Consider the following 22,154-nt stretch of genomic DNA (forward strand, 5'->3'; position numbering starts at 1 on the left):
GCGTGTCTCGCCTAGTACTACAGGGCCATTTTTAAAGCATGTAGTAGACCGGGATAAGGCACAACAAACGCCACCCGATGTTGGTCCGGACGAGTGATCGTAGCGGTCCGGATCCTCCTGATTGAGGTTTTTATTGCCATGGTGCGTCGTACCAAAGAAGAAGCTCTTGAGACCCGGAGCAAAATCCTCGAAGCGGCCGAGCAGGCCTTTTATGAACGGGGTGTTGCGCGCACGACGCTGGCAGATATTGCCGCGTTGGCAGGCGTCACCCGAGGTGCAATTTACTGGCACTTCAACAACAAGGCCGAGCTGGTTCAAGCGATGCTCGACAGCTTGCATGAGCCGTTGGATGAAATGGCCAAAGCCAGTGAAAGCGAGAACGAGGTTGATCCGCTTGGCTGCATGCGCCAACTGTTGATTCATTTGTTTCGCCAAGTTGCCACTGATCCAAAAACCCGGCGTATCAATGAAATTTTGTTTCATAAGTGCGAATTCACTGACGAAATGTGTGATTTACGGGCTCAGCGCCAGGTTGCGATGGTCGATTGCAACAGCAGGATCGAGCTTGCCCTGAGCAATGCCCTTCACCGTCAACAACTCCCTGCAAATCTGGATGTACGCCGTGCTGCTATCTGTTTGCATGCATATATCGACGGAATTCTCGGACAATGGCTGCTGGTTCCCAACAGTTTCGAGCTTTATAAAGAAGCTGAGTCCTGGGTCGATACTGGGCTGGATATGTTGCGTTTCAGCCCGACACTGCGAATCTGCGGCGATATCCGAAAGGGAGTTTAGTAGGCTCAAGCCATATGGCGAGTGAAGATTTTGCCCTTCGGGCCATTTGATGGCAGAAGGCATTTATATACGTCTAGCTCGCGGGTTTAAAGTTAGCGAGCTAAGTATTTTGTAGTTAAATTGTTATCGTTAAGTGAAACACCCTACAGCCTTCAGTAAATAGACCTAAGTCAAACAGGTCTCGTGGTGTTTGGGCGGCCACATCTTTCTTGGTTTTTTCTCTCAATCACCCTTCCTGCGTCTGCTTCCCCTACACTTGGGCGACGCTTTGGCTACATGCCAAAGCAGCCAAAATCGGGGAGCGGGCGACTGCCAACGTGTTTGTCCTCTCTCGACTAAAGCAAACAGACCGCGATGGTGGTGTGTGTCGTGGGGAATTCGAGGAATAACAAGTGAACAAGATTTACTCGAGTGCTGAATCCGCTTTGCAGGGGCTGGTCGAAGACGGCATGACCCTGGCTGTGGGCGGTTTTGGGTTGTGCGGGATTCCAGAGGCGTTGATTGCTGCCTTGCGCGACACCGGCAAGCGCGAGCTGACGGTGATCAGCAACAACGCCGGGGTTGACGGTTTCGGGTTGGGGCAACTGCTGACGACGCGTCAGATCCGCAAAATGATTTCTTCCTATGTGGGTGAGAACAAAGAGTTCGAACGCCAGTACCTGGCCGGCGAGCTTGAGCTGGAGTTCACCCCTCAAGGTACCCTCGCGGAAAAACTGCGGGCGGGCGGGGCGGGTATCCCGGCGTTCTTCACCAAGACCGGGTACGGCACGCTGGTGGCTGAAGGTAAGGAAACCCGTGAGTTTGATGGCGAGTGGTACGTCATGGAGCGTTCGTTGCGCGCCGATGTAGCCTTGGTCAAGGCCTGGAAAGCCGACAAGTCCGGCAATCTGCTGTTCAACAAAACTGCACGTAACTTCAACCCGTTGGCAGCAATGGCGGCCAAGGTGTGCGTGGTAGAAGTGGAAGAAATCGTTGAAATTGGCGAGATCGAGCCTGATCAGGTTCATTTGCCCGGAATTTACGTGCAGCGGCTGGTGCTCAACGCCACCCCGGAAAAACGTATTGAACATCGCACTGTGCGGAGCGCCTGATCATGGCCTGGACTCGTGAAGAAATGGCGCAGCGCGCCTCCCAAGAACTGCAGGATGGCTTTTACGTCAATTTAGGCATCGGTTTGCCTACGCTGGTGGCCAACTATATTCCCGAGGGGATGGACGTGTGGCTGCAAAGCGAGAACGGCCTGCTGGGTATTGGCCCGTTTCCTGCTGACGATGAAGTCGACGCTGACCTGATCAATGCGGGCAAGCAAACCATTACGACCTTGCCGGGCAGCAGCTTCTTTAACAGCGCTGACTCGTTCGCGATGATTCGCGGAGGTCATATCAATCTGTCGATTCTGGGGGCAATGCAAGTCTCCGAGAAGGGCGACCTGGCTAACTGGATGATCCCCGGCAAGATGGTCAAGGGGATGGGCGGCGCGATGGACCTGGTGGCCGGGGTCAAGCGCGTGGTGGTACTGATGGAGCACACTGCCAAAGGCGGCACCCATAAGCTGCTTAAGCAGTGTGATTTGCCACTGACCGGCGTGGGGGTGGTTGATCGGATCATCACCGATCTGGCGGTGCTGGACGTTACTGAGCAGGGGCTCAAGCTGGTTGAGCTGGCAGCGGGCGTCAGTCTTGATGAGCTGAAAGCGGCCACCGGTTGCGAAATCAACGGTTAGGAGCCAAGAACCCTGTAGCAGCTGCCGTAGGAACGAGGCTGCGTTCGGCGACGAAGTCGTCGTAAATCCGCAGAGCGCGGTGTACCTGACGCGCCAAGGTTAAAGGGTTTTACGACTGCTTCGCAGTCGGACGCAGCCTCGTTCCTTCGGCAGTTGCTACGAAGACAAGTGCCTTCTAGTTTTAAAGTGTTTTCGCTGAGTCAAATACGCAAAAAGCCCCTCGCGGGGCTTTTTACTTAAGCGTGAATCAGCGTTCCAGATCTTTGATCTTGCCTTTCACACCATCAAACTCTTCCGCGTCCGGCAGAGCGTCTTTCTTTTCAGTGATGTTGGGCCAGATTTCAGCCAGTTCAACATTCAACTGAATGAACTCTTGCATGTCAGCAGGGACTTCATCTTCAGAGAAGATCGCCTGTGCAGGGCATTCAGGCTCACAAAGCGCGCAGTCAATGCACTCATCCGGGTGAATCACCAGGAAGTTCGGGCCTTCGTAAAAGCAGTCCACCGGACAGACTTCTACGCAGTCGGTGTACTTGCACTTGATGCAGTTGTCGGTGACGACGAAGGTCATTTCTAATTCTCTCCTCAGGCGGCGGCAGCGAAGCCCTTCCAGAACGGGTTCGCCGGGTTCGGGAGTGATATCTACAGACCAGGCTAAAAGGTCAGTAGCATCCCGAACCGCGCGCGATTCTAGCAGCTTTTAAAGGCGTGTCTTTAATGTGTAGAGCAAATCAAGTGCTTTACGTGGCGTTAAGTTGTCCAGATCCAGCTTGGAAAGGTCGTCCAGCACCGGGTGAGGCAGGCTGGCAAACATGTCACTTTGCTGGGGGGCTGACTTTTTACCGGGTGTCGGACGCGGTACTTCGTGGGGCAGACTGGTGGTCTCCAGACGGCTCAAATGCTCGCGGGCACGGGTGATCACATTGGCTGGAACCCCCGCCAGTTGTGCCACTGCCAAGCCATAGCTCTGGCTAGCAGGCCCAGGCAAAACATGGTGCAAGAACACAATACGTTCATTATGTTCGGTCGCGCTCAGATGCACGTTGGCGACCAGCGGTTCGTTCTCCGGCAGTACCGTCAATTCGAAGTAATGCGTCGCGAACAAGGTGTAGGCGCGTAATTGGGCGAGGCGTTCTGCCGCAGCCCATGCCAGCGATAACCCGTCAAAGGTGCTGGTGCCACGACCCACTTCATCCATCAGCACCAGGCTGCGATCGGTGGCATTGTGCAAAATGTTGGCGGTTTCGCTCATCTCGACCATAAAGGTCGAACGGCCGCCCGCAAGGTCATCGCTGGAGCCGATCCGGGTGAAGATGCGGTCAACCAGCGACAATTCGCAACTGGCTGCCGGAACAAAGCTGCCGATGTGGGCCATCAGGACGATCAATGCGGTCTGGCGCATGTAGGTCGATTTACCGCCCATGTTCGGGCCGGTGATCACCAGCATGCGCGTGTCATCATCCAGCGCCAGATCGTTAGCCACAAAAGGCGTGGTCAGTACTTGCTCGACCACCGGGTGGCGGCCCTGGCTGATGCGCATGCACGGCTCGTCCACGAAACGTGGGCAGTTCAAGTCCAGGTTCAGTGCTCGCTCGGCCAGGTTGCTCAGTACATCCAGCTCGGCCAGTGCGGCGGCGGTGTCTTGCAGTGGCGCAAGGTGGCCGATCATTTCTTCGAGCAGTGCTTCGTAGAGCATCTTCTCGCGGGCCAGGGCACGGCTTTTGGCTGACAGGGCCTTGTCCTCGAAAGCCTTGAGCTCCGGGGTGATAAAGCGTTCGGCGCCCTTGAGCGTTTGGCGGCGGATATAGTCAGCCGGTGCCTGCTCGGCTTGTTTGCTTGGCAGCTCGATAAAGTAGCCGTGTACCCGGTTGTAACCGACTTTGAGGTTGGCGAGGCCGGTGCGGGCTTTTTCTCGCGCTTCAAGATCAATCAGGAATTGGCCGGCGTTTTCGCTCAGCGACTGCAGCTCATCGAGCTCGGCGTCGTAACCGGTTTTTAATACCCCGCCGTCGCGGATCACCGCTGGCGGATTGTCGTTGATGGCTTTTTCCAGCAGGGCTCCCAGTTCGGGATAAGTGCTGGTGGTCGTTGCCAGTTGTTGCAGATGCGGCGCTTCGAGTCCGACCATTGCATCTTGCAGTTCAGGCAGCGCGTTCAAGGCATCCCGCAGGCGTGCCAGGTCGCGGGGGCGAGCATTGCGCAGGCCGATACGGGCCAGAATACGCTCCAGGTCGCCGATTTCCTTGAGCTGTGGCTGCAGCTTTTCGAAGCGATAGCCGTCCAGCAAGCAGGTGATCGACGACTGCCGAGCCAGCAGGACGCTCAAGTCACGCAACGGGCGGTTCAGCCAGCGGGTCAGCAAGCGGCTGCCCATCGAGGTCTGGCAGCGGTCGACTACCGATTGCAAGGTGTTGTCGCGCCCACCCGCCAGATTGGTGTCCAGCTCCAGATTGCGTCGGCTGGCGCCGTCCAGGACGACGGTGTCGTCCAGGCGCTCATGACGCAGGCTGCGCAAATGGGGCAGGGCGGTGCGCTGGGTTTCTTTGGCGTAGCTGAGCAGGCAGCCGGCGGCGCCAATGGCCAGGGTCAGGTTTTCGCAGCCAAAGCCTTTAAGGTCTTGGGTCGAAAACTGCTGGCACAGACTTTTCAGGGCCGAGTCGCGCTCAAAGTCCCACGGCGCGCGGCGACGAACCCCACGGCGCTTTTCGGCTGGCAGGCCTTGTGGCCAGTCATCCGGGATCATCAGCTCGACCGGATTGATACGCTCAAGCTCCGCCAGCAGGTTTTCCCAGCCCTTGATCTCCAGCACCGAAAAGTTGCCGCTGGTAATGTCCAGAACGGCAAGGCCAAACAAGCGCTCATCGCCGAGTACGGCGGCAATCAGGTTGTCGCGGCGTTCATCCATCAGTGCCTCATCACTCACCGTTCCCGGCGTGATGATGCGCACGACCTGGCGGTCAACCGGGCCTTTGCTGGTGGCCGGGTCGCCGACCTGTTCGCAGATCACCACCGACTCGCCAAGCTTTACCAGCTTGGCCAGATAACCTTCAGCTGCATGGTAAGGAATCCCGCACATCGGGATCGCCTGGCCGGCAGACTGACCACGTGCCGTGAGTGTGATATCCAGCAATTTGGCGGCTTTCTTCGCATCTTCGTAGAAGATTTCGTAGAAGTCGCCCATGCGGTAGAACATCAGCTGATCAGGGTGCTGATTCTTCAGGCGCCAGTACTGCTGCATCATCGGCGTGTGGCTGGACAGGTCGGAAGTATTTTTACTCATCAGGGCTTAGGCGGATTCGTTCAGAAGTGGGGGAAAGGCAGGCCCGTGGCCTGAGGGTTTCGCAATGGGCGCAAGGTTAACATGTCAGCACCCTGCATCTACAGGCGTGCGCCGGGTGAGCTGACACGTTGCTATAAATAGAAGAAATAGCATTTGCCAACACTAAACACGGTCAGCACTATTGCCATCATGCCTAAACGAACTGTTTCAACTGTCCTTAAAGAGCTGCTCGCCCGGCACGGAATCAGCGCGATGGCGCTGCACCGTAGCACTGGGGTGCCGCAGCCCACGTTGTCACGTATTTTGAGCGGCAAAATTATCGATCCTTCCGATAGACATATCTCCAAAATCGCCGAGTACTTCCACATCAGTACCGATCGTCTGCGTGGTCGGGATGACCTCTGTACGTTTGCCGCGTCAGAAGCCGGCTTGCATCACCCTGACCTGCGAGATATTTGCCTGTGGGACGACGATACCCCGGTGGCGGACGATGAAGTGTCCATTCCGTTTTTGCGCCAGGTCGAACTGGCAGCGGGCTCCGGGCGTTTTGCCCTTGAAGAGAGCGAGCGCGCCAGGTTGCGTTTCGGCAAACGCAGCCTGCGTCATAACGGTGTGGAATTCGATCAGGCCAAATGCGTGACCGTGCGCGGTGACAGCATGCTGCCAGTTCTGCGCGATGGCGCTACGGTAGGGGTCAATGCTGGCAAGCGCACGCTGGAGGAGGTCATTGATGGCGATCTCTATGCGGTCAATCACAATGGTCAGTTGCGGGTCAAACAACTCTATCGCCTGGCGGGAGGGATCCGTTTGCGCAGCTTCAATCGTGATGAATTCCCCGACGAAGACTATGCCTACAGCGAGCTGGAGGATGAACAGCTTGTGATCCTAGGCCATGTGTTTTGGTGGGGCATGTACGCGCGCTAACCCTTACATTTAAGAAAAAACCCACAAGTCAGTGGGTTTTTTTCGGTCATCAAAAAGACCATTCACGCCGTAATCGTTGGCTTTGCCCGGCTTGCTGAAATCATCCGAATAAATATATGCATTGGTGCATTGACTGTATATCCATACATGAATAGTCTTTGCTGCATGGCGGTCCACGAAGTAACTCAAGCAGGGATGTGGCGTAACAGAGGGCGCCCGCTATACAGCCCGGGCCATAAATTGGCGTTTATCAATAAGGACACAGGAGTGATGACATGATTAATGAACCGCAGGTTTTGCTGGAAATGCCGGTTTTACTGGTCATCCTTCTTGCCTTGGTGGGCGGTGTTTTTGGTGAGATGTGGCGGGCGGACAAGGACGGAGCAAGTGGATGGTTGCTGATGCGGCGCCTGGCGCTGCGTTCGGGGGCATGCATGGTGTGCGGTGTGTCGACCTTCATGCTGCTGTACTCGGCAGGGATGTCGATTTTGGCGGCCGGTGCATTGGGTTGCCTGACCGCGCTGGCCGGCGCGGATGCGGCCATCAGTCTGTATCAGCGCTGGGCCGCCAAGCGGCTTGGAGTCGATGGTTCGGTTGGCGACTCGCGGATCGAGCCATAACAGACCCTTATTTGGTGTAGGTTATGGCGCTGACGCGCCCATCAGGAGAGGATCGTGGACCAAATATCTCAATTAGCGACTGAACTTGGGCTGCTGTTACAGGCTCTTAATGCCCAGGTGACGACCGCCGAATCCTGCACTGGCGGCGGTATCGCTGAGGCCATTACCCGCATTGCCGGCAGCTCCGCCTGGTTTGAGGCGGGATTCGTGACCTACTCCAACCAGCAAAAAACCAGGCAACTGAATGTTCCCGAGCCCTTGTTCGTTCAAGTAGGCGCGGTCAGTCGCGAGGTGGTTGAGGCGATGGTGCGTGGTGCGCAAGCGCAAAGCGGGGCTCGATTTGCTGTCGCGGTGAGTGGTGTGGCCGGCCCTGGCGGGGGGTCCCCCGAGAAGCCGGTCGGCACCGTCTGGCTGGCGTGGGGCGATGGCGATCATGTGACGACCGAGCGCAGACACTTCCCGGGTAACCGCGATGAGGTACGCCAGCAAACGGTGATTGCCGCCCTGGAAGGCTTAATACGCCGAACGGTACGAGAAATAAAAAATGAGGGGTAGGCGATCGTTTAACCCTGTGGAATAATACTGGCTACTTATACAGTTATCGGCCGTCGGGCCTTATTGATTACGAGAGGACTTTAATGGACGACAACAAGAAGAAAGCCTTGGCTGCGGCCTTGGGTCAGATCGAACGTCAATTCGGCAAGGGTGCCGTGATGCTGATGGGCGACCAGGAGCGTCAGGCAGTTCCGGCGATCTCCACGGGCTCCCTGGGTCTGGACATCGCGCTGGGCATTGGCGGCCTGCCAAAAGGCCGTATTGTTGAAATCTACGGTCCAGAATCTTCGGGTAAAACCACGCTTACCCTGTCTGTGATTGCACAGGCGCAAAAGGCCGGTGCAACCTGCGCGTTCGTCGATGCCGAACACGCCCTTGATCCTGAGTACGCGGCCAAGCTGGGCGTGAACGTTGATGACCTGCTGGTTTCCCAGCCTGATACCGGCGAGCAGGCACTGGAAATCACCGACATGCTGGTGCGTTCCAATGCGGTTGACGTGATCATCATCGACTCCGTTGCTGCACTTACGCCAAAAGCTGAAATCGAAGGCGACATGGGCGATACCCACGTTGGCCTGCAAGCACGTCTGATGTCTCAGGCGCTGCGTAAAATCACCGGTAACATCAAGAACGCCAACTGCCTGGTTATCTTCATCAACCAGATCCGCATGAAAATCGGCGTGATGTTCGGCAGCCCGGAAACCACTACCGGTGGTAACGCGCTGAAGTTCTACGCTTCGGTACGTCTGGATATCCGCCGCACCGGCGCCGTGAAAGAAGGCGACGTGGTGGTGGGCAGCGAAACCCGCGTCAAAGTGGTCAAGAATAAGGTGGCACCCCCGTTCCGTCAGGCCGAGTTCCAGATCTTGTACGGCAAGGGCATCTACCTTAACGGTGAGATGATTGACCTGGGCGTGTTGCATGGTTTCGTTGAAAAAGCCGGCGCCTGGTACAGCTACAACGGCAGCAAGATCGGTCAGGGCAAGGCCAACTCCGCCAAGTTCCTGGACGACAATCCTGATGTCAAGGATGCGCTGGAGAAGCAACTGCGTGAGAAGTTGCTGGGTCCAAAGACCGACGCTGAACTGGCGGAAATCAAAGTCATGCCGAAACTGAGCAAGGCTGCCAAAGAAGCTGCGGCACTGGCTGAAGCCGAAGAGATGGAAAACGCTACCGACAGCGATAACTGATAGACATCATGATCGCCGTTCTGGATACCCCCGTCGCAGTGCGACGGACTGCAATGGACCTGCTCGCGCGACGCGAGCACGGTCGAGTCGAGCTGACGCGCAAATTGCGTCAGCGCGGGGCTTGCCCCGACATGATTGACGCCGCCCTTGACCGTCTGACGGAAGAGGGGCTGTTGTCCGAATCTCGTTATCTCGAGAGCTATATCAACTACCGTGCCGGTTCAGGTTATGGCCCTTTGCGAATTCGCGAAGAGCTTAGCCAGCGTGGCCTGGTGCGTGGGGATATCGAGGAGGCGCTGCGAGAGTGTGGTTTCAACTGGCAAGAGCAGCTGGAAGATACCTGGCGCCGCAAGTTTTCCGGTCAGTTGCCTGCAGATGCAAAAGAACGTGCCCGCCAAGGGCGCTTCTTGAGCTATCGAGGGTATCCACTTGAAATGATCGGCCGCTTGTTGAGCGGCCGAGAGTTTGAAGACTGACAGCCGCTGTGGGAACGAGCCTGCTCGCGAAGTTCGTTCGCGGGCAGGCTCGCTCCCACAGGGTGTATTTTCAGTCCGCTACGGATGCGTGCTGTGAGGACGTAGTCGAACTGTCAACTGTCTCCCAGTTTTGCGGTTGGTTAATAAAGTTGACCAGCTCGCGTAACCGCCCCTGATTACGGCCACTGAATGCAAAGCTCAAGCAGGTCAGGTGGTTGAGTTTGGGGTCGTCGTGCTCAAAACCGCAGTACCCCTGTTGCTGGAAACCACTGCTAAGGCAGATATCAGCAAATTGATGCTGGATCTCCTTTAAGGCCAAGACACTGACAGGCCGCTTCATGCGGATCACAAAAGTTTTATTCAACCAGCGACTGGAGTGGAAGTTGCTGTAGAACTGGTTGATTTCATCCAGGGCTTCTTCGGCGCTATGAACCAGGCGCATCAACTTCAAGTCGTTGGGAAGAATGTATTGGTTGGCTTCCAGCTGGTCATGAATGAAGTCCAGGGCTCCTTGCCAAAACTTCCCGCCTGGCACATCCAGTAAAACCACCGGTACCAACGGGGTCTTGCCTGTCTGCATCAGTGTCAGTACTTCCAACACCTCATCCAGTGTGCCAAAGCCTCCCGGGCACATCACCAGGGCATCTGCCTCTTTGGTGAAGAACAGTTTGCGGGTAAAGAAAAAGTGGAAGGCCAGCACATTCTCGGTGCCGTTGATGGTGGGGTTGGCTCGTTGTTCAAACGGCAAAGTGATGTTGAAGCCCAGGCTATGGCTCAGGCCTGCACCTTCATGGGCAGCAGCCATAATGCCAGCGCCGCCGCCAGTAATGACCATGATGTCGGACTTGGCCAGCACACTGCCCATTTCCCGGGCCAGCGCATAGAGCGGGTGTTCGATTGGAGTTCTTGCCGAGCCAAAGACCGTGACTTTGCGTCGTCCCTTGAACTGTTCCAGTGTTCTAAAGGTTTTTTCGAGTTCGCGGATGGCTTGCAGGGTGATTTTGGTGTTCCAGCGATCAAAGTCGTCGTGGGCCATGCGCAACACGGTCAGCAACATCTCGCGATACAACGCCCGGTTCGGACTATTAGGCGCAACGCGCTGCAGCTGTTCATCGACTTCATGAGCAAGATCCAGCCCCTGTTCCTGGAAGTGAAGCGTCAGGGTGTCATTGGATTGATCAGGCATGTATTTCTCCTTCTACACAACATCCTTGAAGGCGCCGCAGGTGGGCAGCCGCAGAGACACAGAGTGTCAACCATGATGGTTCGATGATGGTCCCGGGATGTCTTGGCTGGCAACAGCTAATTGCCTGACCTACATGGAGTTTGGTGCGAGGAGGTCATGCGGGGGAACGTAGTGTCGAGGCCTGTGGCAGGCTCATGCGCCGTACCGGGAGGTACGGCGTGTCAGCGAGGTTACTTTTTGCGCTGGCAGTTTTCAGCCCGGAAATCCTGGATCAGGACCGGACTATTGGTTTTGTATTCCTTGAAGCTGTAGCGCAGCGTCGCACCTTGAGCCATCAGGGTGCGGAAACCTGCGTTGCTGCAAACACTGCGACCCAGTTGCGGGACTGTTTCTTCAGGATTGGAGCGCATCTGGGCGGACAATGTAGGACTGGCCTCCAGATTGTTGATCAAAACAGTACCGTCTACCGTAAAGCCTTTGTCCAACAGGTCCGCATTGATAGCCCGTGGTTTGCCTTCATTGCTTTTCGCGGCAACCTTGAGCAGGGTTTTGTTCAACTCAAAATCCTTGAGAGAAGCCGCTTGTGCAGCCAGAGGCAGTGCAAGCATAAGAGCGACGGTCGGAATGATATGGCGCAGCATGAAACTCTCCTGATTTCAGTGACCCAGGGTTAGACCGGCCACATATCTGTGCGTTCAGTGGCGCGGGAGTATAGGTCAGCATGAGTTGGCAGGAAATGCCAAAGGTCATGGATTCGCGCCCTCTTACTGCGCCTCTGTTAAACTTGCCGCCTTTCTCTTGTGAATCCGTTCGTGTGCCAATTCTGGCAAATGGATGGTTGGCGCCTTTAAGTAAAAAACCATGACCCTGACGACCTTTCCCCCGAATTCTGTCGCCCGTTTACGAGACGAGCGTGAAGAGGAGAGCACCAAGCCTTACCTGGCGCGTGGCTCACGTGCCCCGCGTTGCCATACTTGTCGCGTGATTGAAAGCCACTGCCTGTGCAGTTGGCGGCCAAAGGTCAGCACGCGCTCGGGTGTGTGTTTGGTCATGACTAAAAAAGAAGTGTTCAAACCCAGCAATACAGGTTGGCTGATTGCCGACGTAGTAAGCGATAACTTTGCCTTTATCTGGTCACGAACCGAAACCGACGAAGCGCTGCTGGCGCTGCTGTCTGACCCGCAGTGGCAGCCGTATCTGGTATTTCCCGGGGAATATGTCGCACCTGAGCGGGTTACGCACACCGTGGACATCGACAGCAGCAAGCGGCCGCTGTTTATCTTGCTAGACGCCACCTGGACCGAGGCGCGCAAGATTTTTCGCAAAAGCCCGTATTTCGATGCCTTGCCGATTTTGAGCCTGCTGCCCGAAAGGCTTTCGCGCTACCGGCTGCGCCGCTCCACACGCAGCGAGCACCTGTGCACCGCAGAAGTCGCCAGTTTATGCCTTGAGCTGGCGGGCGATACCGAGGCCTCAAATGCGCTGGACGCCTATTTTGATGTGTTCAGCCAGCATTACCTGGATGCAAAAAACCAGCTGCCGATGAATGAATCCAGCGTCGCGCACCAGGAACTGGGCGTTTTTGTAAAAGACCTTCCCCAGAATCGGGCTCAATAGACTAAAGAAGTAGCGCTACAATTTTCGAACAGATGTAAGCGAGCGCTATTGTTCGTATTTAAATGATGGCGCTGTGATAGCTTCCGCGTGGACCCAAGCGTCAGGTTTTCAACTTGACCACCCCCGCTTCGCTGGGCATGCTTGGCGCCGATTCGGCTTCAGTAGCTGCTAAAACACTTATATTTGCCGACGTTTAGCGTAAATCGCGCCGTTTGACCCAAAGTCTTTGAGCTATTGCTCGAGTTGCCTTAGCGAGTGCTGGAATTCATCAGGGCTCGCCTGAAAAACAGGATCATTTAAAAAATGGCCACATACGAAATCCTGATTGCCGACGACCATCCGCTGTTTCGCAGTGCCTTGCACCAGGCTGTAAGCATTGGACTGGGCGCTGATGTTCGCTTGGTTGAGGTTGCCAGTATTGCTGAGCTTGAAACACAGCTGGCGATAAAGGCAGATTGGGATCTGGTACTGCTCGACTTGAACATGCCGGGTGCTTACGGTTTCTCCGGGCTTGTGTTGTTGCGTGGTCAGTACCCGCAGATTCCGGTAGTGATGGTGTCAGCCCAGGAAGAAGCGTCAATCATGGTGCGGTCGCGCGAGTTTGGCGCCAGTGGCTTCATTCCAAAGTCCAGCTCGCTGGATGAGATTCAAAAGGCTGTACGCGCAGTACTCGATGGTGATGTGAGCTGGCCGCCACAGGCGTTTGAAGAAGTTCAGGTTTCGGCTGAGGCCAAGGCTGCCAGCGAAGGCCTGGCCAGCCTGACTCCCCAGCAGTTCCGAGTGTTGACCATGGTCTGCGAAGGTCTGTTGAACAAACAGATCGCCTATGAACTTAGCGTTTCCGAAGCAACCATCAAGGCCCACGTCACCGCAATTTTCCGCAAGCTGGGGGTTCGCACTCGCACCCAGGCCGCGCTACTCTTGCAGCAACTTGAATCAATTTCGAGTCATTAAGTAGCCTGTGTTCACGCTTTTTTGACGAAGCGTGAATTAGCGTCCCTTTCTCATTTTTTGCGCAGTTACCTACCTATGTCGCCTTTCAAGGGTAAAACCGGATTTAAACGGATTTTGAATGCCAGCGGTTACTCGCTGGACGGTATGCGCGCAGCCTTTACTGGCGAGGCGGCTTTTCGCCAGTTAGTACTGCTGAACGTGATATTGATCCCGCTGAGCTTCATGCTGAATGTGAGCCGGGTAGAGCGGGCCTTGCTGATCGCGGTATGCCTGTTGGCCTTGATTGTCGAATTGTTGAACTCGGCAATCGAGGCGGTGGTTGACCGCATCTCCCTCGACTTGCACCCATTGTCGAAAAACGCCAAAGACATGGGTAGCGCCGCCCAGTTTGTGGTGCTGACCATGATTGCCGTGGTGTGGGCAGTCATTCTGCTTTAAGCGATCGTCGGCAAAACGATCTCGTCGCTGCGCTGAACCCCTGCGGTGAAGGCGCGGCACAGTTCCAGAAACTCGCGCATGGCAGACGTCTGATACTTCTTTTTGTGCCAGATAAAGAAAAACTGCCGGGCCAGATCCAGGTCGGGTGTTTCCACGGCGACCAAGCTGCCGCGTCGAAAGGCGTCGCGCAATGCCAGGCGAGAGATGCATCCAATGCCCAGCCCCGACTCCACGGCCCGTTTGATTGCTTCAGTGTGCTCCAGCTCCAGGCGAATATTGAGTGCAGTTTGGTGATGGCGCATGGCCTGATCGAACGTCAGGCGGGTGCCAGAGCCTTGCTCGCGCAAGATCCACGCCTCGCGGGTCAACTCTTCCAGTGTGGCGTGACCACGCACCGCCAGCGGATGCTGCGGGGCGCAGAAAACTACGAGCTCATCTTCTACCCAGCTCTGCACTTCGATGTCCGGATGAGCGCAATCGCCTTCGATCAGACCCAGGTCAATTTCGTAATGGGCAACTTGTTGCACGATATGAGCTGTGTTTTGCACCACCAGCTTGACCTGACTTTCAGGGTGCGCCTGCATGAAGCTGCCTATCAGCAGGGTCGCCAGGTAATTGCCGATGGTCAATGTTGCGCCCACGGTCAATGAGCCAAAGCCGGATTTGCCGTTGAGCAGATCTTCGATTTCCTTGGCTTGATCCAGGAGAGCGACTGCCTGTGGCAACAGTTGGCGACCAAGGGCGTTAAGGCTTAAGCGCTTGCCCGCACGATCGAACAGTTGGCAACTGGTTTGGCGCTCGAGTTCTGTAATCGAGGTACTGGCAGCCGATTGTGAAAGGGCCAACAAACCAGCAGCGCGAGACACGCTCTCTTGTTGGGCGACGGTAACGAACACCTGGAGTTGTCTGAGAGTAAATCGCATATCGATATAACCGATAACCCTTATCTTAATAATTCAGTTAACAGATATTGTCGCCGCCATTAGAATGCTGTGCAATCGCGCCCATAGTCAGCGCAGGCGAAATTAGGAGCCCCGTACATGAGCAACATGAACCACGAACGTGTCCTCAGTGTTCATCACTGGAATGACACCCTGTTCAGCTTCAAGTGCACCCGCGACCCGGGTCTGCGCTTCGAGAACGGTCAGTTCGTGATGATCGGCCTGCAACAACCCAACGGCCGTCCGCTTATGCGTGCCTACTCGATCGCCAGCCCGAACTGGGAAGAGCATCTGGAGTTCTTCAGCATCAAGGTGCCGGATGGCCCGCTGACCTCCCAGTTGCAGCACTTGAAGGAAGGCGACGAGATCATCATCAGCAAAAAACCTACGGGTACGCTGGTGCTGGACGACTTGAAGCCGGGTAAACATCTGTATCTGCTCAGCACCGGCACTGGCTTGGCGCCATTTATGAGCGTCATCCAGGACCCGGAAACTTACGAGCGTTTCGAAAAAGTGATCCTGTGCCACGGCGTGCGTTACGTCAATGAAGTCGCCTACCGCGAGTTCATCACCGAGCACCTGCCACAGAACGAGTTCTTCGGCGAAGCGCTGCGTGAAAAGCTGATCTACTACCCAACCGTGACCCGTGAGCCTTTCGAGAACGAAGGTCGCCTGACCGATCTGATGCGCAGCGGCAAGTTGTTCAGCGATATCGGTCTGCCACCGATCAACCCTCAGGACGACCGCGCCATGTTGTGCGGCAGCCCGAGCATGCTCGACGAAACCAGCGAAGTGCTGAACAGCTTCGGTCTGAAAGTCTCGCCGCGTATGCGTGAGCCGGGTGACTACTTGATCGAGCGCGCCTTCGTAGAGAAGTAACAAACGCAGATCTAAAAATGTGGGAGCGAGCCTGCTCGCGATTACGACCTGTCAGTCACCCATTCGGTGAGTGGCACTTCACAATCGCGAGCAGGCTCGCTCCCACATTGCGTTTCAGGTCACTGCTTGGGAATGACTTCAAGCACACAGATCAGGCCGGGCTCGGGGTAATGCCAGCGTACGTCCAGATCCCAAAACTGCGCGCCGTACTCTCGTTCGGGTGCTGGCGTCTGGTAGGCCGGGCGGGGGTCTTGCGCCAGGCATTGCTCGATCAGCGCCACCAGTGGCTCCTGAAGGCGCAGAGCCTGCGCATGGGCCTGTTGCAGGGCCGTATCGGCCCACACCACGGGAATCAACGCCGGTGCCGCGCTGGCCATGCCATTGCTGGCATCGGTGATGATGTCTGCGTAAGGCACGTAGGGTTTGATATCGAGAATTGGCGTGCCGTCGAGCAGGTCGATTCCGGAAATCCACAGGCGATTGGCTTCAACCTTGTCCAGTTTGACCACGGACTGGCCGATGCCATTCGGGCGATGGGTTGCACGGGTTGCAAACACTCCCATCGACTTGTTGCCGCCAAGGCGTGGCGGACGCACCTTGAGGCGGGGTTTGTCTTCGAGCGCCTGATGGAAAACGAACAGCAACCAGACATGGCTGACCTGCTCCAGCCCTTGCACCGCATCGCCCTGATCGAACGGCGCGACCAGCTCCAGTACGCCACGGGCGGCCGGGGCCAGTTGCGGCTGACGGGGGATCGCGAACTTCTCCTTGAAGCAGGAGCGCACAAATCCGATGGGGGAGACGGTATAGGTCATGGAGGATGTCGGGCTGGTGGGTCAGGTCAGGTTCTTGTGGAAGCGGGCTTGCTCGCGATAGCAACGCCCCAGTGGTTCAGATGGACCGAGGCGTCTGAATCGCGAGCAAGCCCGCTCCCACAAGAGGTGTGTTTTCAGTCGCGAACGCGCAGGGTCAGGCCTTTCAGGAAGTTGCGCAGTAACTGGTCGCCACACGTGCGGTAGTTGGTGTGACCGAACTTGCGGAACAGGGCGCTCAGCTCAGGCTTGGACACCGGAAAACCGGCCGCCTTGAGGATGGCGTGCATGTCGTCTTCCTTGAGTTCGAAGGCCACGCGCAGCTTTTTAAGGATGATGTTGTTGGTCACTGGCAGTTCGACAGGCATCGGCGCACGGCTTTCGTCCTTGCCACGCTTGAAGATCACCAGGCCATCAAGAAAGTGCGCCATCACGTCGTCAGGGCAACGAACAAAACCTTCTTCTTCGTCTTTCTTCAGGTAGGTCAGTACGTCTTCCTTGGTCACGTCCAGGCCGCCAAGCTTGATGATTTCGACAACCTTGTTGTCGCTGATGTCGAGCATGTAGCGCACGCTACGCAGTACGTCGTTATGAATCATGTGGGTAATCCTGATATTCAGCAGTGAGCACCGCAGGCATTGCTGCGGTGTCGAAATGTTCTGTGTAGGGTTAGAACTTTTCTTTGGCGCTCATGTAGCGCCATTGGCCGACAGGCAATTTGCCCATCGACACGCCGCCAATACGAATCCGGCGGATCGAGATGACCGTCAGGCCGACGGCCTGGCAGAACAGTGCAATGACACCTGGCTGCGGATTTTTCATCGCAAAGCGCAGGCGGTTTTCACTCTGCCAGCTGGCCTTGACCGCAGGCAGCTCGCGACCTTTGTAGGTCATGCCGTGATTGAGGCGGTTCAAACCGTGGGGAGCCATCTCGCCAGAGACTTCAACCACGTACTCCTGCTCGATCTTGTTAGCATCGGCCGTCAGCTTGCGCACGATCTTCCAGTCTTGGGTAAACACCAGCAGGCCGCTGGCGTTGGCTTGCAGCTCGTTGCCAACGCTCAGGCGCAGGAAATGGCCTTTTAGCGGGCGCTTGCCGAAGCGGTGCTCTTCGCTCAGCGTTTCCGGGCCGATCAACGCCATGGCGCTATCGGTGTCCAGGCCCGCCGGGGCGTTCAGCAAGATGGTCACAGGCTCTGGTGCAGTAGCCTTGGCCTCTGGGTCCAGCTCGACTTTTTGGTTGTCGACTTTGAATTGCGGCTCGTCGATGACTTCGCCATCTACCGTGACCCAGCCACCTTCAATGAACAGTTCGGCCTCACGGCGGGAGCAGCCGACGAGTTCGATGAGGCGTTTGGAGAGACGTATCGGTTCAGACATGACAGGGGCCGTATAGGAATTGGGCGGCTATTGTACCCGCCTGGCGCCGGTTAAGCCCGGCAACATTTGCCTTATGAGCGTGCTGGGCGTTTATACCGCAGGTGCAGCAATGGATAAGGCTGGCCAAGGCCATCATTTTCGCAGCGTCCGATGACCTCAAACCCTTGTTTGAGGTAGAACCCGATGGCTTGCGGGTTTTGCTCATTGACGTCGAGTCGTTCGGCATTCAGTTCGTTGATGGCGAACATCAACAGGCACTTGCCTATGCCTTGCCCCCGATGGTCAGGATGGATAAATAGCATTTCCACCTTACCCGTCGCCACGCCGGCAAAGCCGGTAATGCGCTTGCTGACGGGATCCTTGCAGCAGATCAGCATCACCGCATCCAGGTATTGATCATTGACCAGGCCTCGTAACAGTTGGATATAGCTGTCAGGCAAAAAGTCATGTGTGGCCCGTACCGATGCTTCCCACACGTCGGTCAGTTCTTTGAAGTCAGTAAGGCGTGGCGTATGGATGACCCATTTTTGTTGCATCAAGCATGTCTCCTGACACAGATATGGAAAGCAATGGCTCAACAATAGACGTAAAAAAAGCCCTGTCGCGAGAGCGGCAGGGCTTTTTGAGAGGCAGTCGCGATTTAGATCACTTCAGCCCACAAGTCATACTCATCGGCGTCGGTGACGCGGCACATGATCTTGTCGCCCGGCTTGATGTCTTTGTCGGTGGCGATAAACACGTTGCCGTCGATTTCCGGAGCGTCGAAGAAGCAGCGGCCTACAGCGCCTTGCTCATCAACTTCGTCGATCAGGACTTCGATGTCCTTGCCGATTTTCATCTGCAGGCGTGCGGCGCTGATGGCCTGTTGATGGGCCATGAAGCGGTCCCAGCGATCCTGCTTGACGTCATCCGGGACGATGGCCGCGTCCAGCAGGTTGGCGGGTGCACCTTCTACCGGCGAATACTGGAAGCAACCCACGCGATCCAGTTGCGCTTCGGTCAGCCAGTCGAGCAGGTACTGGAAGTCTTCTTCGGTTTCGCCCGGGAAGCCGACGATGAAGGTTGAACGGATGATCAGGTCCGGGCAGATCACGCGCCAGTTTTTGATGCGGGCCAGGGTCTTGTCTTCAAATGCCGGGCGTTTCATGGCCTTGAGCACTTTGGGGCTTGCGTGCTGGAACGGGATGTCCAGGTACGGCAGGATCTTGCCGGCGGCCATCAGCGGGATCAGTTCGTCAACGTGCGGGTACGGGTAAACGTAGTGCAGGCGTACCCAGACGCCCAGCGAGCTGAGCGCTTCACAGAGTTCGGTCATGCGGGTCTTGACCGGCGCACCGTTCCAGAAGCCGGTACGGTACTTAACGTCAACACCGTAGGCACTGGTGTCCTGAGAAATCACCAGCAGCTCTTTTACGCCAGCCTTGACCAGACGTTGGGCTTCGTCGAGGACTTCACCGACCGGGCGGCTGACCAGTTTGCCGCGCATCGACGGGATGATGCAGAAGCTGCAGCTGTGGTTGCAGCCTTCGGAAATCTTAAGGTAGGCGTAATGACGCGGAGTCAGCTTGATGCCTTGAGGCGGCACCAGGTCGATCAGCGGGTTGTGATCCTGGCGCGGCGGCACTACCTGGTGCACGGCGTTGACCACTTGCTCGTACTGCTGCGGGCCGGTAACGGCGAGCACGCTTGGGTGTACGTTGCGGATAGCGCCTTCTTCGACACCCATGCAGCCGGTCACGATGACTTTGCCGTTTTCCTTGATGGCTTCACCAATCACTTCCAGGGATTCAGCTTTTGCGCTGTCGATGAAGCCACAGGTGTTGACCACCACGACGTCAGCGTCCTGGTAGGTGGAGACGACATCGTAGCCTTCCATACGCAGCTGCGTAAGGATGCGCTCGGAGTCGACCAGTGCTTTCGGGCAACCCAGGGAGACAAAGCCAACCTTCGGGTTGGCAGGCTTGGTAACGGTGGACATGGCGAACCTCGGTATGTAGTGACGTTACATGCCCGTAAAGGCTGCACGACGAACGGGCGCTTTGGATCGGCTTGCCTCCATTGAGGTTCTCAATGGAGTGCAGCAGACCCTTGTGCGCCTCTGATCAAAAAAAGTGCGCAATTTTAGCTATGGTCAACGCACTTGACCAGCGTTATGCGGGGATTTGCGACGAGTGCTGCGCTATGCTGCGCGCCGTTGCGAAAGCAGGGTTTTTAACTCGCGTGATTTTGTAGGCAGGAGCCGTAGATAACAGTCAGGAAATCAGCGCATGCTGCTGATCAAATGTAGCGCAAACCATTAAGAAACGCGGTCCATGGTCGTAGGGGTGGTTGATGGGGCAGGCAAGTAGTCAGGCGGCAGAAGACGGTCATTCAAAGGCCAAGCCCATCGGGATGCTGGTTGCAGCGGTGGGTGTGGTCTATGGCGATATTGGTACCAGCCCCCTGTACACCCTTAAAGAGGTGTTTTCGGGCGGGTATGGCGTGCAAGTCAACCATGATGGCGTCTTCGGTATTTTGGCGCTGATCCTGTGGTCGCTGATCTGGGTGGTTTCGATCAAGTACGTGCTGTTCATTCTACGGGCCGACAACGAAGGAGAGGGCGGCATCATGGCCCTGACCGCGCTGGCGCGACGTGCTGCTTCGCCCTATCCCAGGTTGCGTTCGGTTTTGGTGATACTCGGGTTGATCGGTGCTTCGCTGTTTTACGGTGACAGCATGATCACCCCGGCGATCTCGGTGTTATCCGCCGTTGAAGGGCTTGAGCTGGCGTTCAGCGGGCTGGAACGCTGGGTCGTACCGCTGGCCCTGATCGTGCTGGTGGCCCTGTTTTTGATCCAGCGCCGAGGAACAGCCACTCTGGGCAAGCTGTTCGGTCCTATCATGGTGCTGTGGTTTGTCGTGTTGGGCGGGTTGGGTATCCATGGCATCGTTCAGCATCCTGAAGTACTCAATGCGCTGAATCCGGTCTGGGGCGTGCGTTTCTTCGTCTCGCACCCGGGCATGGGTGTGGCCATTCTGGGTGCTGTGGTGCTGGCACTGACCGGGGCTGAAGCGTTGTATGCCGATATGGGGCACTTTGGGCGAAAGCCGATTGCCCGTGCCTGGTTCATATTGGTATTGCCCGCGCTGGTGCTCAATTACTTCGGGCAGGGCGCCTTGCTCCTGGAAAACCCCGAGGCAGCTCGTAACCCGTTCTATCTGCTGGCGCCGGCCTGGGCGTTGATTCCTCTGGTGGGTCTGGCCACGCTGGCCACCGTGATTGCCTCCCAGGCGGTGATTTCCGGGGCCTTCTCCTTGACCCATCAGGCGATTCAACTGGGTTACATCCCGCGCATGCACATCCAGCACACCTCCAGTGCCGAGCAGGGTCAGATATACATCGGTGCGGTTAACTGGTCGCTGATGGTCGGGGTGATTTTGCTGGTGCTGGGCTTTGAGTCCTCGGGCGCACTGGCCTCGGCCTACGGGGTGGCCGTGACCGGCACTATGCTGATCACCAGTATTTTGGTGTCGGCGGTGATGCTGTTGCTGTGGAAATGGCCGCCGATTCTGGCTGTGCCTGTGCTGATTGGTTTTCTGTTGGTGGACGGTCTGTTCTTTGCTGCCAACGTGCCGAAAATTGTGCAGGGCGGTGCCTTTCCGGTATTGGCAGGTATTGTGCTGTTTGTCCTGATGACCACCTGGCGGCGCGGCAAGCAACTGCTGGTGGACCGCCTTGACGAAAGTGCGCTGCCACTGCCGCTGTTTATCAGCAGCATCCGGGTTCAGCCGCCGCATCGAGTTCAAGGTACAGCGGTGTTTCTGACGGCGCGTCCGGACGCGGTGCCTCACGCACTGTTGCACAACCTGCTGCACAACCAGGTACTGCACGAGCAAGTGGTCTTGCTGACGGTGGTCAACGAAGATTCGCCCCGGGTGCCTGCATCGCGTCGTTTCGAGGTGGATTCGTATGGAGATGGCTTCTTTCGGGTGATCCTGCACTTTGGTTTCATGGACGAGCCGGATGTGCCTGAGGCGTTGAAACTGTGCCATCTCGATGAGCTGGATTTCAGCCCCATGCGTACCACGTACTTCCTTAGCCGGGAGACGGTGATTGCGTCCAAGCTGGTAGGCATGGCGCGTTGGCGCGAAGGGTTGTTCGCGTTCATGCTCAAGAACGCCAACAGCAACTTGCGCTTCTTCAAGCTGCCGCTTAATCGGGTGATCGAGCTGGGGACCCAGGTCGAGATGTAGTCGCGTTCAGGTCGCCAATAAAAAGCCCCGGCTCGTGAGAGTCGGGGCTTTTTTGTGCAGGAGGGAGGCGCTTTTGTGGGGGCGGGCTTGCTCGCGATACAGGCGCAGCGGTTTGCCTGATAAACCGCAGCGCACCCATCGCGAGCAAGCC

At 56.6% G+C, this 22,154-nt stretch carries 23 protein-coding genes; 13 read left to right on the top strand and 10 right to left on the bottom strand.

Annotated elements, in window-relative coordinates:
• The first annotated feature begins 138 nt into the window (after positions 1-138).
• The 3 genes from RGV06_RS19740 (at position 139) to RGV06_RS19750 (ending at position 2,518) form a co-directional block, all read left to right on the top strand.
• Complete coding sequence (locus RGV06_RS19740) at positions 139-795, top strand: TetR family transcriptional regulator (RefSeq protein ID WP_019827862.1); 657 nt, start codon at positions 139-141, stop codon at positions 793-795.
• A 392-nt stretch (positions 796-1,187) separates the two neighbouring features.
• Entirely contained in the window at positions 1,188-1,886 is a 699-nt protein-coding gene (locus RGV06_RS19745) for a CoA transferase subunit A (RefSeq protein WP_019827861.1), read from the top strand.
• Between the two features lie 2 nt (positions 1,887-1,888).
• Complete coding sequence (locus RGV06_RS19750; protein WP_046809434.1) at positions 1,889-2,518, top strand: CoA transferase subunit B; 630 nt, start codon at positions 1,889-1,891, stop codon at positions 2,516-2,518.
• A gap of 247 nt (positions 2,519-2,765) precedes the next feature.
• Here RGV06_RS19750 and fdxA read toward each other — a convergent pair whose 3' ends face one another.
• Both fdxA and mutS read right to left on the bottom strand, forming a co-directional pair.
• The gene (fdxA, locus tag RGV06_RS19755; protein WP_003443045.1) at positions 2,766-3,089 is read right to left on the bottom strand and encodes a ferredoxin FdxA; all 324 of its coding nucleotides are present in this window, start codon (positions 3,087-3,089) and stop codon (positions 2,766-2,768) included.
• 129 nt (positions 3,090-3,218) lie between these two features.
• Complete coding sequence (mutS, locus tag RGV06_RS19760; protein ID WP_322150984.1) at positions 3,219-5,798, bottom strand: DNA mismatch repair protein MutS; 2,580 nt, start codon at positions 5,796-5,798, stop codon at positions 3,219-3,221.
• Positions 5,799-5,987: 189 nt separating this feature from the next.
• On the opposite strand from mutS, the gene RGV06_RS19765 reads away from it, so the two are divergent.
• The 5 genes from RGV06_RS19765 (at position 5,988) to recX (ending at position 9,563) form a co-directional block, all read left to right on the top strand.
• Positions 5,988-6,722: a LexA family transcriptional regulator gene (locus tag RGV06_RS19765; RefSeq protein WP_322150986.1), complete on the top strand. Its 735-nt coding sequence runs from the start codon at positions 5,988-5,990 to the stop codon at positions 6,720-6,722.
• 275 nt (positions 6,723-6,997) lie between these two features.
• A complete protein-coding gene (locus RGV06_RS19770) occupies positions 6,998-7,342 on the top strand; it encodes a phage holin family protein (protein ID WP_019827857.1) in 345 nt (114 codons plus the stop codon).
• A 54-nt stretch (positions 7,343-7,396) separates the two neighbouring features.
• Positions 7,397-7,897 (top strand): CinA family protein, encoded by a 501-nt coding sequence (locus RGV06_RS19775; protein WP_046809433.1) that lies wholly within the window; start codon positions 7,397-7,399, stop codon positions 7,895-7,897.
• A gap of 83 nt (positions 7,898-7,980) precedes the next feature.
• Positions 7,981-9,087: a recombinase RecA gene (gene recA / locus RGV06_RS19780; protein ID WP_019827855.1), complete on the top strand. Its 1,107-nt coding sequence runs from the start codon at positions 7,981-7,983 to the stop codon at positions 9,085-9,087.
• Positions 9,088-9,095: 8 nt separating this feature from the next.
• Positions 9,096-9,563, top strand: coding sequence for a recombination regulator RecX (recX, locus tag RGV06_RS19785; RefSeq protein WP_048351072.1), 468 nt, complete (start codon positions 9,096-9,098; stop codon positions 9,561-9,563).
• A 70-nt stretch (positions 9,564-9,633) separates the two neighbouring features.
• Here recX and RGV06_RS19790 read toward each other — a convergent pair whose 3' ends face one another.
• Positions 9,634-10,749, bottom strand: coding sequence for a TIGR00730 family Rossman fold protein (locus RGV06_RS19790; protein WP_048351071.1), 1,116 nt, complete (start codon positions 10,747-10,749; stop codon positions 9,634-9,636).
• Between the two features lie 230 nt (positions 10,750-10,979).
• Positions 10,980-11,390, bottom strand: a complete 411-nt coding sequence (locus tag RGV06_RS19795; protein WP_019827851.1) for a PA3611 family quorum-sensing-regulated virulence factor — start codon at positions 11,388-11,390, stop codon at positions 10,980-10,982.
• 220 nt (positions 11,391-11,610) lie between these two features.
• On the opposite strand from RGV06_RS19795, the gene RGV06_RS19800 reads away from it, so the two are divergent.
• The 3 genes from RGV06_RS19800 (at position 11,611) to RGV06_RS19810 (ending at position 13,758) form a co-directional block, all read left to right on the top strand.
• Complete coding sequence (locus tag RGV06_RS19800; RefSeq protein ID WP_019827850.1) at positions 11,611-12,366, top strand: tRNA-uridine aminocarboxypropyltransferase; 756 nt, start codon at positions 11,611-11,613, stop codon at positions 12,364-12,366.
• Positions 12,367-12,669: 303 nt separating this feature from the next.
• A complete protein-coding gene (gene erdR / locus RGV06_RS19805) occupies positions 12,670-13,320 on the top strand; it encodes a response regulator transcription factor ErdR (RefSeq protein ID WP_322150990.1) in 651 nt (216 codons plus the stop codon).
• 75 nt (positions 13,321-13,395) lie between these two features.
• Positions 13,396-13,758, top strand: a complete 363-nt coding sequence (locus RGV06_RS19810; RefSeq protein ID WP_019827848.1) for a diacylglycerol kinase — start codon at positions 13,396-13,398, stop codon at positions 13,756-13,758.
• Here RGV06_RS19810 and RGV06_RS19815 read toward each other — a convergent pair.
• Entirely contained in the window at positions 13,755-14,681 is a 927-nt protein-coding gene (locus RGV06_RS19815; protein WP_019827847.1) for a LysR family transcriptional regulator, read from the bottom strand. The two genes, RGV06_RS19810 and RGV06_RS19815, sit on opposite strands and share 4 nt — an antisense overlap.
• 117 nt (positions 14,682-14,798) lie before the next feature.
• On the opposite strand from RGV06_RS19815, the gene fpr reads away from it, so the two are divergent.
• A complete protein-coding gene (gene fpr / locus RGV06_RS19820) occupies positions 14,799-15,578 on the top strand; it encodes a ferredoxin-NADP reductase (RefSeq protein WP_019827846.1) in 780 nt (259 codons plus the stop codon).
• 119 nt (positions 15,579-15,697) lie between these two features.
• Here fpr and tsaA read toward each other — a convergent pair whose 3' ends face one another.
• From tsaA to rimO, 5 genes are all read right to left on the bottom strand, one after another.
• Positions 15,698-16,393: a tRNA (N6-threonylcarbamoyladenosine(37)-N6)-methyltransferase TrmO gene (gene tsaA / locus RGV06_RS19825; protein ID WP_046809431.1), complete on the bottom strand. Its 696-nt coding sequence runs from the start codon at positions 16,391-16,393 to the stop codon at positions 15,698-15,700.
• 134 nt (positions 16,394-16,527) lie between these two features.
• A complete protein-coding gene (locus RGV06_RS19830; RefSeq protein WP_019827842.1) occupies positions 16,528-16,989 on the bottom strand; it encodes a DUF1456 family protein in 462 nt (153 codons plus the stop codon).
• A 70-nt stretch (positions 16,990-17,059) separates the two neighbouring features.
• Positions 17,060-17,770: an rRNA pseudouridine synthase gene (locus RGV06_RS19835; RefSeq protein ID WP_019827841.1), complete on the bottom strand. Its 711-nt coding sequence runs from the start codon at positions 17,768-17,770 to the stop codon at positions 17,060-17,062.
• Between the two features lie 71 nt (positions 17,771-17,841).
• Entirely contained in the window at positions 17,842-18,306 is a 465-nt protein-coding gene (locus tag RGV06_RS19840; protein ID WP_019827839.1) for a GNAT family N-acetyltransferase, read from the bottom strand.
• Between the two features lie 104 nt (positions 18,307-18,410).
• Positions 18,411-19,748 (bottom strand): 30S ribosomal protein S12 methylthiotransferase RimO, encoded by a 1,338-nt coding sequence (gene rimO / locus RGV06_RS19845; RefSeq protein WP_322150995.1) that lies wholly within the window; start codon positions 19,746-19,748, stop codon positions 18,411-18,413.
• 353 nt (positions 19,749-20,101) lie between these two features.
• Here rimO and RGV06_RS19850 point away from each other — a divergent pair, with 353 nt between their 5' ends.
• The gene (locus RGV06_RS19850; RefSeq protein ID WP_019827837.1) at positions 20,102-22,003 is read left to right on the top strand and encodes a potassium transporter Kup; all 1,902 of its coding nucleotides are present in this window, start codon (positions 20,102-20,104) and stop codon (positions 22,001-22,003) included.
• The last annotated feature ends 151 nt before the right edge of the window (positions 22,004-22,154 follow it).

It is taken from the genome of Pseudomonas sp. CCI3.1 (assembly GCF_034313985.1).
Taxonomy (GTDB): domain Bacteria; phylum Pseudomonadota; class Gammaproteobacteria; order Pseudomonadales; family Pseudomonadaceae; genus Aquipseudomonas; species Aquipseudomonas psychrophila.

Bases quoted from the DNA above. Each gene is read 5' to 3' on its own strand.
- mutS (WP_322150984.1), bottom strand. From the start codon at position 5,798: ATGAGTAAAAATACTTCCGACCTGTCCAGCCACACGCCGATGATGCAG.
- erdR (WP_322150990.1), top strand. From the start codon at position 12,670: ATGGCCACATACGAAATCCTGATTGCCGACGACCATCCGCTGTTTCGC.
- RGV06_RS19750 (WP_046809434.1), top strand. From the start codon at position 1,889: ATGGCCTGGACTCGTGAAGAAATGGCGCAGCGCGCCTCCCAAGAACTG.
- RGV06_RS19850 (WP_019827837.1), top strand. From the start codon at position 20,102: ATGGGGCAGGCAAGTAGTCAGGCGGCAGAAGACGGTCATTCAAAGGCC.
- rimO (WP_322150995.1), bottom strand. From the start codon at position 19,748: ATGTCCACCGTTACCAAGCCTGCCAACCCGAAGGTTGGCTTTGTCTCC.
- recX (WP_048351072.1), top strand. From the start codon at position 9,096: ATGATCGCCGTTCTGGATACCCCCGTCGCAGTGCGACGGACTGCAATG.
- RGV06_RS19840 (WP_019827839.1), bottom strand. From the start codon at position 18,306: ATGCAACAAAAATGGGTCATCCATACGCCACGCCTTACTGACTTCAAA.
- RGV06_RS19790 (WP_048351071.1), bottom strand. From the start codon at position 10,749: ATGCCTGATCAATCCAATGACACCCTGACGCTTCACTTCCAGGAACAG.
- RGV06_RS19740 (WP_019827862.1), top strand. From the start codon at position 139: ATGGTGCGTCGTACCAAAGAAGAAGCTCTTGAGACCCGGAGCAAAATC.
- RGV06_RS19765 (WP_322150986.1), top strand. From the start codon at position 5,988: ATGCCTAAACGAACTGTTTCAACTGTCCTTAAAGAGCTGCTCGCCCGG.
- RGV06_RS19800 (WP_019827850.1), top strand. From the start codon at position 11,611: ATGACCCTGACGACCTTTCCCCCGAATTCTGTCGCCCGTTTACGAGAC.
- RGV06_RS19815 (WP_019827847.1), bottom strand. From the start codon at position 14,681: ATGCGATTTACTCTCAGACAACTCCAGGTGTTCGTTACCGTCGCCCAA.
- tsaA (WP_046809431.1), bottom strand. From the start codon at position 16,393: ATGACCTATACCGTCTCCCCCATCGGATTTGTGCGCTCCTGCTTCAAG.
- fpr (WP_019827846.1), top strand. From the start codon at position 14,799: ATGAGCAACATGAACCACGAACGTGTCCTCAGTGTTCATCACTGGAAT.
- recA (WP_019827855.1), top strand. From the start codon at position 7,981: ATGGACGACAACAAGAAGAAAGCCTTGGCTGCGGCCTTGGGTCAGATC.
- RGV06_RS19830 (WP_019827842.1), bottom strand. From the start codon at position 16,989: ATGATTCATAACGACGTACTGCGTAGCGTGCGCTACATGCTCGACATC.
- RGV06_RS19770 (WP_019827857.1), top strand. From the start codon at position 6,998: ATGATTAATGAACCGCAGGTTTTGCTGGAAATGCCGGTTTTACTGGTC.
- fdxA (WP_003443045.1), bottom strand. From the start codon at position 3,089: ATGACCTTCGTCGTCACCGACAACTGCATCAAGTGCAAGTACACCGAC.
- RGV06_RS19810 (WP_019827848.1), top strand. From the start codon at position 13,396: ATGTCGCCTTTCAAGGGTAAAACCGGATTTAAACGGATTTTGAATGCC.
- RGV06_RS19795 (WP_019827851.1), bottom strand. From the start codon at position 11,390: ATGCTGCGCCATATCATTCCGACCGTCGCTCTTATGCTTGCACTGCCT.
- RGV06_RS19835 (WP_019827841.1), bottom strand. From the start codon at position 17,770: ATGTCTGAACCGATACGTCTCTCCAAACGCCTCATCGAACTCGTCGGC.